The following is a 15569-nucleotide window of genomic DNA, read 5'->3' on the forward strand; positions in this document are numbered from 1 at the left end:
AGCCACTCGGATCTTCACACTTCACTGTATAAAGCATTGAGTCAAAAAGAATAGGCATGGAACAGGATTCTTCATAAGATTTGTTTACCACAACACATCTTTTTCAGGAGCCTAGACCATGCCCACGGACTTCAACTTAGCCGATCAAATGCTATCTGAGGAACTAAAATTTTTGTCTTCAAGAGGTTTTCGCAACGGATATCTTTGGGAGGTTAAAAAAATAAGAGCTTCCTGCGAAGTTTGTCCCAAATGCGCTACACCATCGAATACTTTAGCTGGAAAAGCATTCAGCGTCGTCCGCGATGCGCCAATTAGAGAAAGGCCATTATGGCTGCGTATTGAAAAGCATCGGTACTATTGCAAGAACTGCCGCAAGCCCTTTACAGAGGCAGTAAAAGGTATTTGGCCACGCCGAAGAAGTACGGGACATTTTCGCAATGCCGTAGCCAAAGACTGCAAAAACTACGTGAATCTAGAATTAGTGCGAACGCATCACTCTTGCTCCAGTGGATTTATCTATAAGGTCCATTATGAGGCTCTGGCTGCGAAACTCAAAGATCGCGACGGAATGAAGTGGCCGGAAATATTGGGCATCGACGAACACTTTTTCACTCGTAGAAATGGTTATGCAGAGTTTGCAACGGTGTTCTGTGATCTAAAGAAGCGTCGGTTGTTTGAGATGTGCAAAGGTAAAGATGCGAAATCAATTTTCGAAGCTGTTGAACACTATCCAGGCCGAGACAATGTCAAAGTGGTAGTGATAGATTTGTCGAACGGATATTTAAGCATTGTGCGAAGACTCTTCCCAAACGCTAAAATTGTAGCCGATAAATTTCATGCTCTCCGGCTTCTAAATCCTGCAATGATGAAGTTGAGAAAACAAATTAACGGCAATAAGTTGGAGCTAAAACAACGTCGCCTAATCCTGAGAAATCGCGAAGACTTAAATTATACAGAAAAAAGAGATCTCGATAAGTTCCTCCACAAGCACCCCGATCTTGAGGAGTTGTATTGGTACAAAGAACGCCTGCGGCAGTTTTATAATTGTCGGAACCGACGCCAAGGGAGAAGAAATCTTGAGTGCTTTATTAATGACTTAAAAAACTCAAGCCAGTCAGCTGCCAATACTCTCGGAAGAACCCTCAGAAAGTGGCTGGAACCTTTAATTGGATACTTTGAAAATCGTTGGACAAATGGATTTACGGAGGCTACTAACGGGAACGCAAAGGCCCTCCAGAAGCGGGCCAGAGGGTTTAAAAACTTTGTAAACTATCGACTGAAAACCTTAAATGCTTGTTTTTATTGAATTGCGCTGAGTGATAAACAGTTAAATGAGAAGAGCCAGCCACTCGGCTCCTTTTTTTATTTCTACAACTCAATGCTGAATTAATCTAAGAATGGTGATCCGGGCACGACTCGAACGTGCGACCTACTGCTTAGAAGGCAGTTGCTCTATCCAGCTGAGCTACCGGACCACATATTGGACATTATCCAAAGAAGAGAGCAAATTAGCAAACTCCTTGTAAAGTTCAAGACTTGCGCTATGCGTTAAGTGGCGATTTACCGCTGCCTTTAAGATGTAATTAAAACTCCTAAAATGACAACTTATCACAAAAGAGGACTTATGCCTAAGTCGACCCTATTAGTGGCCCTTCTGGCCTTTAATATCATCGGATGCGCAACACCCGCTATGTTGTTCCCCCAGCGCTCAGATCTTGTCCTTGAAAACAAGAACGGTCTCTTGATTTCAACTTCGAAGACTTTCGAAATGAGCGAGTTCGAGCGTAGCTACGACGAAGTTAAATACTATCATCAGTTTATTGTTCAAAACGCCAATGCTGTGCCCATAGATTTATTTCTTGATAAAGCCTCTGTCGAGTGGACCGGCAAGTCACTTCCTCTACTATGCCAGCGAGTCACCGACAAATCGCAGATGGTTCGACTATCTCAAAATGAAAAGGTTCATGTACAATGCAGCCTCACTTTACCACGAAAATACTCATGGCCCAGTGACGAACTGGTCAATTTAAAAATTCCAACTTCAAATGGAACCAGCATTGAAGCGAAAAAACTAATCAGAGCCGGAGACTTCCAATGAGAAGATTAATTCAAACCTTGCTGACTTTTTCGATGCTTATGCCAACTCATCTTGCCTTTGCGGATGGCGATGGCCTTGCCGGCGCAATCCTTGTTTCCTTTGTCGCCTCGCGAGCTCTGGTCGGAGTCCAGATGAGCAATCTTGAACAATATGAACTCAGCGAATGGAAAGGTAGCGAAGGCACGAGTACACAACTCGCAGATGCATGTGGGTTTATCACCGAGTCGCGATTGCTCGCATTCCCCTCCACAAATGTGCTAAGTTTAATCATACGCAATAATAGCGGACAAACAAAGAGCATGAATCCCATGGAAATCGAATATCGTTTTGGGGATGGCAGCCGTCGCCGCCCAGATCTATTTCGTTTTAACAAGGTTTACTTCGAGCACGATCGCTATTATCAGATGTTCCTTCCCTTTCCTGAAAAAGAACTTTTTAAAGGACAAAAGTCTCTTCAAGTCTCTATTCCTGTTAAGTCCGGCAACCAAACTTGTGAAATCCTGCTTAACATGAAAAGAGACACTAACACTCCGGATGACTACCGCACGTGGCTCACCCGACGAGTCTTCGAAACATCACTTGTGGTTGGCGCAAGTAACGTTGTTGGTGACCTTAGCAAGGTAGCAAATTGGTCCCCAACTGCCGCTGGTCTTAATATGAACTTCTGGGGCCCGATGGCCTCGGGCTTTAATCTCAACTTCGTTGTAAACTCACAAAATAAAATCAAGACAGCGACAGCCCAAACTCTTGGTGCTTCTGTGGATTCGAAAGCACAACTGACTAATTGGGGTATTGGCTATATTCATCGTAACTTTATTGACGAATATCAGTTCTGGAATTGGAGCGTCGGCTTGAATGCGACCAGCATGACAATCAAAAGCTCTGATAGCAGCTTTAACAAGACATACTCATCAGCAGGCATAAGCACAGGCCTTGAGTATCAAACGACGTTCAGTAAAGTTCGCCAAGGCGCATGGGCTGGCAACTACTATTGGGGAGCTACAATGGCCATTTACTCCAATGGCAATCTGAAGGATAGCGACCGAAACGAATTCAAGAACACAAGCGGTGGTCAGCTGGTTCTAGGATTGCAAATGGGAGTCGGATACTAAAAAGGAGCCTTCGGGCTCCTTCTTTTTTATTTCAGTGAATCAAAAAAACTCCACATAACATCATTGGCAGAAAGTGCCTTGGACGGGGAACTCCCGCTCCCCCACTTCCGTATTTTTTCACCACCAGGCCATGAGTGCCCTCCGGTCTCTGTTGTGCATAATTGGATACGGACTCCATTTGAACAATTCGTATACAGCTCACACTCAGCACCTGCGGTTTTAAGCACGGTCTTTGGCTGACCTTGACAATGGGACTTCATTGTCCATTTTTTTATAGTGTCTGGTACGGACGTGAAATTTGTAACTTTAGCCGTGTCTTTAAAGGCCTTTTTACCTGCGCCACCATTAAACATCACATGATCATCATCCTTCGCATGAATGTGCAAAACAGAAACGGGCGTCTTAGAATCACATTGCAAAGTATTATCCGTTCCAGCAACAGCTGCAATACCCGCAAACAGCCCTTCAGTATCGCAGGCTAAACGATAGCTCATCATCGCACCGTTAGACATGCCTGTTGCAAAAACACGTTTTGAATTGATCTTTATTGAAGCCTTCAAGTTTTCTAAAATCGTTTTAATAAATAAAACATCATCCACTTTTTCATCACGAGCCTCACCACAACAGGCTCCAGCATTCCACGTCGCAAACTCACCAGACTTGAACTGACTATAACCGTTTGGAAAAACTGCAATATGACCGCGCTGATCAGCGACACTTAACTGATGATAATACTCTTCGGTCGATTGAATTTTCATATTCCCACCACCACCATGCAAAACAAATAAAACTTCGGCAGGTTTCGAAATGTCTAATTTTGGTGGAATATAAATCATGAAATAACGAGGAGACTCGTTGATCTTTAGTTGCAAGGTGTGCAAACCCGCTTTCGAAAGACTTTCTTTTAATAATTCACTCGTGACTGGCGCCTCTTTGCTGGCTTGCTTTTCGGTCCAGCGCTTCTTCAAGAATTCGCGTAGAGGTCCCTGCCCAAATACCGTAGAAGGAATGTATATAAAAACCAAAATCCATTTCGATAAATTTATCATTTTGCTTCGTCCGCCTCTTCTATCCAATGAGAAATCTTATCTTGGATTAGGTAGAAAGCAAAGGCATAAGCTACGACTGTATACACTCGCGAAAACTTGCGATAGAAATCCTTCCTCAAAGCCCGAGAATAAACAGCCTGACCTTCTTTATAAAATTGTGATCGCTCCCCGTGAATCACCAAATCCCTCAGCATAGCCTCTGAAATCTGGGTCTCTTTCAATGCTGGAAGCATCCATGGAAGCTTGATAATTGATTGCCCAACGAAACTAATTTTAAACTGCCCCCACTTAATAAGTAGCTTCTGATATACGGACGGCTTCACCGCAGACCAGTGGCCTTGATAAAGGGCACCAACTCCATTCATCAGTATTTGCCGCTCCAACAGCCTAGAAAAAACAAGAAACTCGCGAGTTGATTTATCTTGTTTAAAGTCCTTTAGCTTAACGATATCTCCTTTACGAAAAAAGTAGTACGCAACCAAAGTTTCAAATAACTCTTGATCTGTCCGAGGCCTTTCATTTTTTAAGCTTTTAACTAAGCGGTAAGCAATAAAGTCAGATGGATTGAACATATTTATCGAGAAAACATCAGAACAAAGCTCGGCCCCATGGCTTGGGGATGCCGCCACAAGTAGGCCCGTTACTGCCAAAATGAATTTTAGTAAGCTGGAAGACAAAGTCTTAGTCATCGATTGAGGCAAGATGCAAAAAGAAACCCAGCTTTTTTACGACTGGGTCCGATTTATTTTATTTTAAAGAATTCATTCTGTCTAAACTTTACACAGAGGCCCTAACTAGGGCATAAAAAATAGTATTCTAAGGCACTAAAGCCATCACTAAATAAGCCCCCATAACAATCAAATGAACTAAGCCTTGCAAGGCTGTTGTCCTACCAGTCCCTAGAGTCATGCCCCCAAGAATAAAGGTCAGTAGCAAAAACACAGTGCTTTTGGCATCGACTCCTAAGCCCAATGTCTTTCCAGACATGATTGAATAAATACTAACAACTGGAATGGTCAGGGCGATACTGGCAGCCCCAGAACCAAGTGCTAAATTTAAACTTGTTTGCAGTTGATTTTGACCCGCAGCCGAAACAGCCGCCAAAGACTCCGGTGCCAAAACTAACAGAGCAATAACAATTCCCACAAAAGACGGCGGAGCTCCTAGGTATCGAACCCCGGCCTCAATAGAAGGACTTAATGCCTTTGCCAACCCGATAACAACTATTAAACTTATAACGAGGGATACAAAATTAAAAACAGTCTCTGCATTCGAGGGAATATTACCCGCAGAGTTTGAGTTTGAGTTTGAACCTGCACCTGATACTTCGAAATAGCTTTTCTGAGACTTCGTCTGGGCCCAAACTAAGGCAAAATAAAGTAAAATCGAAGCAATCGATGCAAAAATTAGCTGACTAGGGCTATAGGTTGGACCAAAGCTTGAAACCGTATAATTAGGCAGTACTAAGGTCAGCGCAGCCAAAACCATTAAAACTGCCATCAACGAACTTGTGCCTTGAGGATGAAAACCCAACTCTTTATGTTTAATTCCCCCAACAATAAGGCTGATGCCTATAATACCATTAGTAACGATCATTATAGCGGCATACACCGTATCGCGGGCGATCGTACTGACCTCTACTTGTTCATTGGACATCATACTAAGAATCAGTCCCACTTCAATAATGGTGACAGCAACCGCAAGAATCAAAGCACCGATGGAAGGTCCCACTTTTTTTGCGATATTTTCAGCGCTATGAACAGAATCTGATATTGCAACCGCCAAAAAAAGACCAGAAAGAATCGTCAACCAAAATGGAGTCTCTCCTGGCCATACAAACTGCATCACCAAAACGAAAACAGAGCAAATATGAAGAATGAACTTAGGTTTAGTAATAAATGAAATTTGATGAATCATGCCTTCATTAAATTCTAAGAGCTATTTCAAGTCACTGATTAATGCGCACACTACTTAAATAAATGAAGTTTGATCGGCGCTGGCTTTCCTAACCAAATTGCACCTTGGGTATGATCATAATAGTCATCACCAGTCTGGGGGTGAATCAAAACCGACAGAACGCCACGATTTAAGGACAACCACGGAACAAAATTTCCAAATTGCTGTTTAGAAAAGTTAACCTCTAACATCGGAAATGGATGAGGACCAATGGGTACATCGATGATATCCCCAATGTGATATTGGTTCTTAAATTCACCAATACCGAATTCATTGATAATAGCCGCTTTAAGACTGTTAATATCTGTAAGTTGATGACTTTCAAAGTAGATATGAGCATCAAAATGGTGAGGAAATTGTTCAGGCATCCATTCAGAGTTATAGCGAAAGTTTTTGCTCATAGAGCTAATCTACTCGCTCGACTCCACCAAGTCCAGTTGATGGTCGGTTTTTATTGGATAATGAAAGCTCTTTGAATTTTTTAACTTTTAAGCCATCACAGTCATAATCACCGGTCATCTCAAACTGCAAAAGATGGGATTTCTCGGATATCGAAGAGTCTATAATAGCTTGGACTTGATATCTTTGATCAAAACTTCCAGGTGTTGTGACTTCATATTTGATGATTTTAATTGAATCTGATGGCAAAGCCCCGGAAAATCCTTTGCTCGAGCGAAGGTCAACCACAGCTAAAAACTTTCGAGCAACCAATTCAGCCTGTTGATGACACTGAAGTAAATCTTGCTTCTTGGCACCGGCTTGAAAAGTCACCACAAAAGAGATAAACAATATGATCGATACAAATTTCTTCATGATCACTCCCAAGCCGAAGCCAAAATTCAATTACTTTGTCAAATCTTTGAAGCTTTTTACTTTAAGGCCGTCACAGTCGTAATCACCTGTCATAATAAATTTAACTTTATGATCTTGTTCTGGAGCGTAGCGATTAGCAACGCGGTCAAACTTTACGATGGCCTCGACAAGATACTCTTGATCGTAGGAACCTGGAGTCAAAGACTCGTATTTTGTAATTTCAATTTGGTCTTCTTTGCCAACATATGCAAATCCGGCCCGACCACGAATATCAACAACCTCAAAATAAGTACGCGCCAACTCGGCCGCCCGAATATAACAGCTGACCCCGTCTTGATCGATCATCTGAGTTCGTCCAAAACTTTGTCCCGCCAATAAAAACATCATTAAACTTAAGCCAATAGCCTTCTTCATAAAGTCCCCTTTGAGTCGTCAAAAATACATTGGAATTTGAATAGCCTCTTTTATTTCATTTTGAGACGGAGAACATCTCTCAAGATTTGAGACATTCTACCGAAAAGAGAACATGGGGCAAAAACTTGCGTCGACATTAAAAGAAATACGAAAAAAGCAAGGTTATGCTAGCGCCAGGGCTTTTTTTATGGAGCTGGAAACCAAGGCCGATCTTTTGTTCAACTATTCTTATTATATGAAAATTGAAGGCGCGGACCTAACTCCTTCGGAAAAGGTCGTCCAACAGATAGCGAATTTACTTCCCCAGGCCGATGGCGATTCGATAATCCAGGCGTTCTGCTTTGACCTTTTTCCAGATCGCATGCCCCGTTTGGTAAAAGCGGCGCCTCCAACTTCTGCCCATACAACAAAATCGAACAAAACGAATAAATCAAAAGTGCGATCTCACCAAGTGGAGCTCACCGCAAGGCAAATCGCAATGATTGGCAAAACCTCTGACCACTATTTCGCATTCCTCATGACGACATTGGCTCGCCAAGGGCTCACCTTAGAGGACTACAAAGCCTATCCATTTAACGACATCAAACAGACTTTAGAGGACCTTGCATTGATTAAGGTCTTGTATACTGAAAATAACGAGTACCTCCCTGCGGCCCCCGAATTTAAATTTCCCAAAAGTAACTCCTCGCTTCTTGAGGACTATCAAAAGCTCGATTCCTACGACAGCAAAAAGGCCGAGTTCTTCGGCTTAACTAAATTCAAGTCTGCCAGCTTCTTTCGCCGGATCTCCCCCAAATACATGGAGTTATTGGGTATGAACCTTGAACTCATTTTTCAACTTATCCGCTCGGCTGACGAGACTGATGTCGCTTACAATACCGAGGCAATTTCCTTGGATTTGAAGGTTTACAGCGGTTCAATCAAAGGTTAACTTAAGCTTGCTCCTGTTCCGAATACGCCCGCCAGCACTTCTATCGTGCATTGTGCTAGCAGTTGGCCTCGTTTTAAAAAGCTGCCAAGCTTTCTTTATAAATAAGGAGGCCTAGATGAAGTCTATCATCGCCACACTACTTTTGTTTTCTCAGTTTTCTTTTGCTCAGGATATCCCGTTGGGACCTGTCACGGCCGTAAAAAGATCTATCTCTGGTATTAAAAATGATTGCATGAGTAATCTTTTGAAAAAAGCCGATGAAGTTCAGTCTTTGCATGCTTGTCGCTATTCTTTTCTGAAGAACGAGACCGAATTTTCACCGTCTGATTCTAAAGTACAATTTGCTGATAAAGAATGTATGGCTGAAATTAACCTTATTAAAGGAAGTGTTTTCGTAACCTTTGGACTTAAGGCACGTCAGGCAAATGCTCTTGATTCAGCGATTTGCTTAGATAAAGTGATTGAAAAAATTGGACCTGCAACGACCTTACAGGCTCTGGTCTACACAACAAACTAAGTCACTGCTGGACCGCCGAGCTCTGTTGGATTCTCAATAGCTCGGCACAGCTTTTAAATCCTAAACTATTTTTTGAATCAGAAGCGCCTCTGACTATAATTGAGGGTGTCCCTTTTAAAGAGTATGCTTCCCACTGTCCCTTCGAAACTTGTCCAAACGGCAGATGAACCACGTTATTAGGCCGATTTTCTTTTTTGAACTCAAATTGATCATATAAAGCTAGAATCTTCCATTGAGTCCAGCGTAGCCCTGTACATCCCAACATCTCTTTGACCTGACGACGGCAAGGGGCGCAGTCTTTTCCTACCAATAACAACAAAGATTCGGAAGCCTGCCCCTTAGCAGCCAAACATAAAACGATGGTAAAGACCAAGCGAGCCGAAAAGTTAACTCCCATGCATTAATTCTTAATGCAAGTTACTTGCAATAACAAGAAAATTCTTATAAATACCTGAAATAGGCACTTAGCCAGGAGGTTTCATGTCGTTCAAAAATACTTTATTAACTCTTTCCAGCGTCTTATTAATTCATTCGCCAGTGTGGGCCACGCAGTCACAAGATCACGAGCACGAGCACTTTCCGGAAGGGACCTTACTAGCTTTTGAAGGCGTCGACAGCATCACTCAAGAAGAGTGCTTTCTCTTTGTTACTGATGTGGGCAACGCTAACAATGTTAAGACCTACAAAGTTGAAACTTCTTATCATCATGACGACGACCATCCTGCCGCGATTGATGTCCAAGTCAGCCCGAAGAATCCACAATGGTTGACTGGCGAAGACGCCCAGACACAATCAAAAATAGTTATTCAACTTGCCACAGACGACCAGGATATCCGCACAGCAAATAGCTATACGATCAAATGGCTTCATGGAAATCACTTTCATACGAATAAGTGTATCCAACTGACTCCTCATATTGATTAATCACCCCGACAGGAAACTTAAATGTCCCTAAAGTCATCTATCTTCGCCCTTCGTTTTATTTTAACTTTGACACTTTTCGCGCAGGTTGCTGCTACCTACAAATCGATCGCTTATGCCCAAGCAGTTTCTTCGGAAGATCCACAGTTAAATGAAAGCGCAACGAAGATAGAGACTATTTTAATTAAGAACCAAAATAATAAATTAAAAGAAGAAGAAACTCTAAGAGTCGAGGTTTTAAACAAAGACACAATAGATAAAAAGCAATCCGCCAGCTTTAGCGATATTATTGACAATCACACCGGTATCGACTCACAGACTTCGTGCGCTTTTTGTGGCGCAAAACGAGTATCCATCAATGGCATGAAGGGAGAACACACTTCGATCTTAGTCGATGGCCTATCACTCCACTCATCTGTATCGGGACTCTATGGAGTCGAAGCTATTCCCGTGGAATTCATTGAAAGCATTGATGTCTATCGCGGCGCCGGCGCCTCTCTCGGAAATCCCGAAGCAATTGGTGGCACTCTTTACATAAACACGCTCTCTGATTACAGTGAGCGGACCTTAACAAACGCCTCAATCAACTCCACAGGAGCTCCCAATCTTTCGGTCTTAAAATCTCTGCCTCTGACCGATAAGTTCAAGATTTTAACTGCAGCACAATACTCGGCAAAATCTTCATGGGATGTGGATCACAACGGAATCACCGAGTCCCCCCAACAGTCCTTCAAAAATGCCAATCTAAAATTGCTCTACTCGGCAAACGAATCCAGTAAACAAGATGTCAGAATCAGCTGGGCCGAAACAAATAATATTGGCGGAAACAACAGCAACTACCGAACCAAGAAAGCTCCCTCGACAACAGCGACTTTTGACGACTTTACCGATTACGATGTCAGAAAAAAATATATTGGGAGTATCGGAAAGATTTCTGATTATATCAGCACTTCGCGCTTTGAATTGGCAACAACAGGAACTCGCTCTATTGACGCTCAAAATTCTTTAAACTGGGGACTTGGAACTGCTCATCAACGACAAAGCGCTCTTTACTCTCATGGCTACGATTATTCCAATGAAGACCTATTGACAAATGCCTTCGTAAAACACGAATGGCTCCCCTCTGAAGCTCACCTCATCAGCTTTGGAGTTGATGGCAAAAGTCAAAATATGCGCTCTAGTTCGGAATATCTTTATCGACAAAATTCTTTAAAGAAAGATGATCTTGGATACCAATCTGTTGGTGGGCACATACAAGATACCTGGTTTCTTTCCGAAAGAACTGAACTAGCAGGAGCCCTTCGTTTTGATAGCATCAAGATCAAATGGATTGATTTCAATAAAACGATCACCGAGCAAGTTCTAGTCCCACGACTGAATCTTAAGCACAGTCACAACTCTTTCTGGACGTCTCGATTTTCAGTAGGCACTGGATATCGGGCACCAATGACCCTGTTTGAAAGTCAACACGGAACGGATCACTACGGGTTCGAAATTGCGATAGACAAGTTTGAAAAAGCTCACTCATATATGTACTCGTTAAATCGAAGCGACAGCGACAGTGCTATTGAAATCGGCGCTCAAGTGACAGATATTCAAAATATGTCCTATGGCGAAGATCGGGCTGCGAGCTCTAAACCGACGCTTTTTAGAAATGCCACAGATACTTACCGTATTGTAAATTCAGACCTTTCTTATTCTCAGCAATGGACCGACAACTGGCAGACCGATATTCTTGTTGAAAGCTTTCTCTATCCAGCAAAATACAAAGAAAAATTGCCCGTTGCCGCAGTCGAAAAAAGACTGCAAATGACACTAAGCTATCAGAAAACCACATGGAAAGTGGCAACAACCGCCACTATTGTAGCCGAACGAAACCTAGGGGCCTATGGTTACGAAGACCATTACAATATCGTTTATGAAGATGCAGGACTTAATTTAATCGCCGAAGATCAAAAATTTCAAAAAGCGCCAACATATATGACGTTGGATATAGAAGCCATCTACTCTAGAAACCAAAGATTAAAATGGATATTTGGAATCACAAATCTTACGGATTACACTCAGACCTCTGCGGGCGACTCTCCGACGACTTGGGACCTTCATGGACTCCACTATCACCTTGATAATTTCCATCTTTGGGGCCCCAATGAAGGACGAAAATTTTATGTCTCGTTAAAATCCGAATTTTAAAGACAAAAATAAAACGGGCTTATTTACTTTGCCGAGGCAACCCCGGAAAAGACCTCCAGCGCAAGACTGACTGCCGATGAAGGCCACCGACCTTAAAATACTGCATCTTGTTTTTACTATCTCCCAATCCTATTTTTAAAAAAGGATTGGCTGGATTTTTCCAAGAATATTCTCCCGAAAAAAAATCGAATCTTCCCTTGCCAACAATTCCTCGCCCCTCGTCACGAACAACAAAAAACCCATTATGCTTGCTTCCATTTGGAAGGGCCAATCCTACCGCCGCGGGAACATAAATCACATCACCTGGCTTATAAATAGTTAGGTCCGCCGCTACTGAATAGTAGGGATCTAAACAATAACCTCGAACTCCATAACCATAAATACAAGAGCCCTTACGAATTTCAAAATATCTCTCCTGCCCCGCTATTCGACCAAGAATATTGTAAGACTTCTTTTCGCCGTTTTGAATCACAGCGCATGACCCCTGCTCGCTGCAGAGCTCGAAGGTGTTTTTACAGACTTCAGTTAAAACTCGCCCTCCGCCGCCATAAATCTTCTGCTTTGAATCTGCGGCACACGGGCTTTCATCCTCGTTGACCGTTGGAAAGAAATAAATTGTTGGAGACAAAAATCCTTCTTCAATGATCTTAAAACTTTTCTCGTCATTGTCTGGGGCCGGCCCCGATTTAGATTGAGTAGAGTCCTCTGCAGATGAAACAGGAACATCCTGTTCATCACTTGCATCTGTTGACAGAGTGTTTCGCAAAGAATTTGAACGCACGTCAACAGCAGGAGTTCGATGACAACCGCTGATGATCAATATAGATAAAATAAAAAGTCCTATTCTTAGCATTTCTGACTCCGTGGATGATCATAAGCTAGGCCCACGATCCCTTGCTAATTAATGGAAATGCTTTTTCCTTTTTTCCAAGGCGGTGACAATTTTGGTTGCTTTTTCGGGATTCTAAACAGCTTAAGCGACCTGAAATCATAAACTTAGGCCTCGTCTCAATACGGCACAGACTTTGTATAGTCCTCACCTGACGAAAGGTGGTTCTTCATGATTATGGTCAAGAACGTTATTAAAGTTGGAATCCTGTGCCTAATGACGGTTCAAGCCCTAGCTGTTACTGACAATGCTAATAGTTCGGACTCTTTTTTAAACCGTAAAGTGGGCGACAAGAAGCTTATAGATAAGGTTATAGAGCAAGGTGTGCCTGCTCCCGCTGTACGTCGCCTTTTCGAATTTCTGGATTTGAACGGTGGTAAAACTATTTCCGTAAATCATAAAGAGCGATTGCGCGATTCACAAAAAATGGTTGCGAAAAGCTTAACCATTCGTGAAGACATCGCTGTCATCGTCGACTTCTCTCGACCTTCTGACGAACGTCGTCTTTTCTATGTCAATTTATCCAGCGGTCAAGTAGATAAGCACTTAGTTGCCCACGGAAAAGGATCCGGAGTACGAGTGCCATCGAAATTCTCGAATATCGATGGGTCGAAAATGTCCTCTTTAGGTCTTTATCTAACAGGTAGCACCTACTATGGACAGCATGGCGAATCAATGAACCTTCACGGTCTTGAAGCGACAAACTCAAAGGCTGCAGAGCGTGATATCGTCGTCCATGCTGCCGACTATGTATCTTTAGATTATGCCAAAGAATATTCACGAGTTGGACGAAGTTGGGGTTGCCCAGCGGTTGCTCCGGGAATCATTCGAAAAATGCTAGATCTAAAAAACGGCACTGTCATTTATGCTTGGCACAAGGACCTTATGTCTGCCACTCTAAAAAATCCGACTCTTCAAGAAGTCGAAGTACAGGATGATGGAAAAGACGAAGATCTTCCAAATGAAGAAGAAACTCTTCGCAAACAAATGGCCGAAAAACTACTTAAACCTCAATAAAAAAAGCCGGACTCAGTCCGGCTTTTTTTTAACTTCTTTTGTAGTCGTCTTGATATCGAATAATATCATCTTCTCCAAAATAGGTTCCAAGCTGAACTTCTACAAACTCTAAAGGCTCCGCAGAATTATTACGAACACGGTGCTTAGCCTGCTTCGGAATATGAACATGCGACCCGACCTTAACGGGAATCACTTCGTCATTAAGTACAACCTCTCCCTGCCCCTTTGTAATAATCCAATGTTCCTCTCTCTGATTATGGGACTGATAGGATATCTGCGAATTCGGATTTACGCGGATTACTTTAGACTTAAAATCCGCTGTATCTCTTAATATTTCAAATTCTCCCCAAGGCCTATACTCGTACATATGCTCTTTAGCTAAGTTGGGCTGAATTGCCTGAACCTTTTCAACCACGTGGCGCACATCTTGACTTTGCCCTTTTTTAACCACCATTAATGCATCTTGAGTATCAACCAAGATCAATTCATCCACGCCTACAAATGAGTAACTCTTTTGCGGAAGACCGAAAACAAAGTTATCCTTTGCTTTCACTTCAATCTTAGCAGCGCTTTGACGAAGTTCAACCATGGCATCCCATGAACCCACATCACTCCAGCCCAGATCGGCAGGTATACAAGCAAGTTCGGTATCCGACAATTTCTCCATGATCGCATAGTCAATGCTGATGTTTTGCACAACTTGATAAACATCTACGATATTTGAAAGATCAGAATTTAAAGCGGAAACTTCTTTCCACATTGCCGGTTGATGCTTCGCAAACATCGCAGACATAAAATCAACTCGGAATACAAAAATTCCTGCATTCCAACTAAACGAATCCTGCATCAGAAACTCTTTGGCTTTTTCTAACGAAGGCTTTTCATGAAACTTCACAACAGAATAAGCTTTAAAATTTTGGTGAGACGCCAGCGAGGTGTTTTTGGTTTGTATATAACCATAGCCCGTCTCTGGATAAGTTGGTGTAATTCCAATCGTCACAACTTTATTTTGTTGAGCAACCAGATCCGCAAATCTCATGACCTCTTCAAACGCTTTTTCCTTGCGCACCAAATGATCGCTGGGAAAAACCGCAACAGTTTCGTGCCCCAAACCTCTCGAATTTAAAATATGGCAAAGACTTGCAATCGCCGGTGCAGTATTTTTACCGAAGGGTTCATAGATCACTTCGGCGTCGATCTGCGCCTTCTTCATATTAATTTCGGTCTGAGTTTTAACCACTTGACCCGTGACGATCCAAGGTTTTCCCAAAACCGCACAACGCTTAAGAGTCATGCTCTGTAATGAATCACCAAATAAATCACAAAACTGCTTGGGCAAAGCCTGCCGCGATACCGGCCAAAGGCGAGTCCCGCTTCCTCCGGAAAGAATCACTGGAATCACAATTTCTCCTCTTAAAATGATCTACGATACTAAATCAGAAAATCACACAGTGGTCCAGAGAACACACCCTTTGATTCACAAGGTCACTAAAAGCATTCCCGAGGTTGTTTTTTTGCAACAAAAACTCGGTAAAATGAGTCCAACTTTGGATTGCAAAGAAAGTCTCTCTGACCCAAGGCCTCAATTTCTGTGCAAAAATAGACATTTTCTTTTTTTCAAGCCATACTGATTCAGCTCAAATATTTTCCATTGAAGGA

The 15569-nt window shown here is 42.5% G+C and carries 17 protein-coding genes and 1 tRNA gene; 8 read left to right on the forward strand and 10 right to left on the reverse strand.

All coding sequences use genetic code 11. The features are described from left to right. Positions 1-118 precede the first annotated feature (118 nt). Complete coding sequence (locus tag AC04MN_RS01560) at positions 119-1306, forward strand: ISL3 family transposase (RefSeq protein ID WP_475381257.1); 1188 nt, start codon at positions 119-121, stop codon at positions 1304-1306. A 92-nt stretch (positions 1307-1398) separates the two neighbouring features. Here AC04MN_RS01560 and AC04MN_RS01565 read toward each other — a convergent pair. Continuing rightward, a tRNA-Arg gene (locus AC04MN_RS01565) sits at positions 1399-1475 on the reverse strand. A 149-nt stretch (positions 1476-1624) separates the two neighbouring features. On the opposite strand from AC04MN_RS01565, the gene AC04MN_RS01570 reads away from it, so the two are divergent. Together AC04MN_RS01570 and AC04MN_RS01575 are read left to right on the forward strand one after the other, a co-directional pair. Further along, positions 1625-2098 carry a hypothetical protein gene (locus tag AC04MN_RS01570; RefSeq protein ID WP_475381430.1) on the forward strand — a complete coding sequence of 158 codons (474 nt, stop codon included), beginning with the start codon at positions 1625-1627 and terminating at the stop codon, positions 2096-2098. Then, positions 2095-3210 carry a hypothetical protein gene (locus AC04MN_RS01575; protein ID WP_475381431.1) on the forward strand — a complete coding sequence of 372 codons (1116 nt, stop codon included), beginning with the start codon at positions 2095-2097 and terminating at the stop codon, positions 3208-3210. The genes AC04MN_RS01570 and AC04MN_RS01575 overlap by 4 nt, the downstream gene beginning before the upstream one ends. Before the next feature lie 26 nt (positions 3211-3236). On the opposite strand, the gene AC04MN_RS01580 is transcribed toward AC04MN_RS01575, so the two are convergent. The 6 genes from AC04MN_RS01580 to AC04MN_RS01605 all read right to left on the reverse strand — a co-directional run bounded on the left by AC04MN_RS01580 (position 3237) and on the right by AC04MN_RS01605 (position 7442). Then, a complete protein-coding gene (locus AC04MN_RS01580) occupies positions 3237-4259 on the reverse strand; it encodes a CE1 family esterase (RefSeq protein WP_475381432.1) in 1023 nt (340 codons plus the stop codon). After that, positions 4256-4948, reverse strand: coding sequence for a hypothetical protein (locus AC04MN_RS01585; RefSeq protein ID WP_475381433.1), 693 nt, complete (start codon positions 4946-4948; stop codon positions 4256-4258). The genes AC04MN_RS01580 and AC04MN_RS01585 overlap by 4 nt, the downstream gene beginning before the upstream one ends. Before the next feature lie 127 nt (positions 4949-5075). Beyond that, entirely contained in the window at positions 5076-6176 is a 1101-nt protein-coding gene (locus AC04MN_RS01590; RefSeq protein ID WP_475381434.1) for a calcium:cation antiporter, read from the reverse strand. Positions 6177-6226: 50 nt separating this feature from the next. Beyond that, the gene (locus AC04MN_RS01595; protein WP_475381435.1) at positions 6227-6616 is read right to left on the reverse strand and encodes a DOPA 4,5-dioxygenase family protein; all 390 of its coding nucleotides are present in this window, start codon (positions 6614-6616) and stop codon (positions 6227-6229) included. Between the two features lie 4 nt (positions 6617-6620). Continuing rightward, positions 6621-7028, reverse strand: coding sequence for a hypothetical protein (locus tag AC04MN_RS01600; RefSeq protein WP_475381436.1), 408 nt, complete (start codon positions 7026-7028; stop codon positions 6621-6623). Positions 7029-7058: 30 nt separating this feature from the next. After that, positions 7059-7442 (reverse strand): hypothetical protein, encoded by a 384-nt coding sequence (locus AC04MN_RS01605; protein ID WP_475381437.1) that lies wholly within the window; start codon positions 7440-7442, stop codon positions 7059-7061. A gap of 112 nt (positions 7443-7554) precedes the next feature. Between AC04MN_RS01605 and AC04MN_RS01610 the strand changes: the two genes are divergently transcribed. Both AC04MN_RS01610 and AC04MN_RS01615 read left to right on the forward strand, forming a co-directional pair. Further along, on the forward strand, positions 7555-8373 hold the full coding sequence (locus AC04MN_RS01610; RefSeq protein WP_475381438.1) for a hypothetical protein: 819 nt from the start codon (positions 7555-7557) through the stop codon (positions 8371-8373). A 115-nt stretch (positions 8374-8488) separates the two neighbouring features. Next, on the forward strand, positions 8489-8890 hold the full coding sequence (locus AC04MN_RS01615) for a hypothetical protein (RefSeq protein WP_475381439.1): 402 nt from the start codon (positions 8489-8491) through the stop codon (positions 8888-8890). 1 nt (position 8891) lies between these two features. Here the strand turns inward: AC04MN_RS01615 and AC04MN_RS01620 are convergent, their stop codons facing one another. Then, positions 8892-9287 (reverse strand): hypothetical protein, encoded by a 396-nt coding sequence (locus AC04MN_RS01620; protein WP_475381440.1) that lies wholly within the window; start codon positions 9285-9287, stop codon positions 8892-8894. 83 nt (positions 9288-9370) lie between these two features. Here AC04MN_RS01620 and AC04MN_RS01625 point away from each other — a divergent pair, with 83 nt between their 5' ends. Together AC04MN_RS01625 and AC04MN_RS01630 are read left to right on the forward strand one after the other, a co-directional pair. After that, positions 9371-9814 carry a hypothetical protein gene (locus tag AC04MN_RS01625; protein WP_475381441.1) on the forward strand — a complete coding sequence of 148 codons (444 nt, stop codon included), beginning with the start codon at positions 9371-9373 and terminating at the stop codon, positions 9812-9814. Between the two features lie 21 nt (positions 9815-9835). Then, complete coding sequence (locus AC04MN_RS01630; RefSeq protein ID WP_475381442.1) at positions 9836-12004, forward strand: TonB-dependent receptor plug domain-containing protein; 2169 nt, start codon at positions 9836-9838, stop codon at positions 12002-12004. Positions 12005-12023: 19 nt separating this feature from the next. Here the strand turns inward: AC04MN_RS01630 and AC04MN_RS01635 are convergent, their stop codons facing one another. Then, complete coding sequence (locus AC04MN_RS01635) at positions 12024-12857, reverse strand: 3D domain-containing protein (RefSeq protein WP_475381443.1); 834 nt, start codon at positions 12855-12857, stop codon at positions 12024-12026. A 207-nt stretch (positions 12858-13064) separates the two neighbouring features. Here AC04MN_RS01635 and AC04MN_RS01640 point away from each other — a divergent pair, with 207 nt between their 5' ends. Further along, positions 13065-13910, forward strand: coding sequence for a murein L,D-transpeptidase catalytic domain family protein (locus AC04MN_RS01640; RefSeq protein ID WP_475381444.1), 846 nt, complete (start codon positions 13065-13067; stop codon positions 13908-13910). 28 nt (positions 13911-13938) lie between these two features. Here AC04MN_RS01640 and AC04MN_RS01645 read toward each other — a convergent pair whose 3' ends face one another. Then, positions 13939-15312, reverse strand: coding sequence for a mannose-1-phosphate guanylyltransferase/mannose-6-phosphate isomerase (locus AC04MN_RS01645; RefSeq protein WP_475381445.1), 1374 nt, complete (start codon positions 15310-15312; stop codon positions 13939-13941). Positions 15313-15569 lie beyond the last annotated feature (257 nt).

It is taken from the genome of Bdellovibrio sp. ZFWA1 (assembly GCF_056175665.1).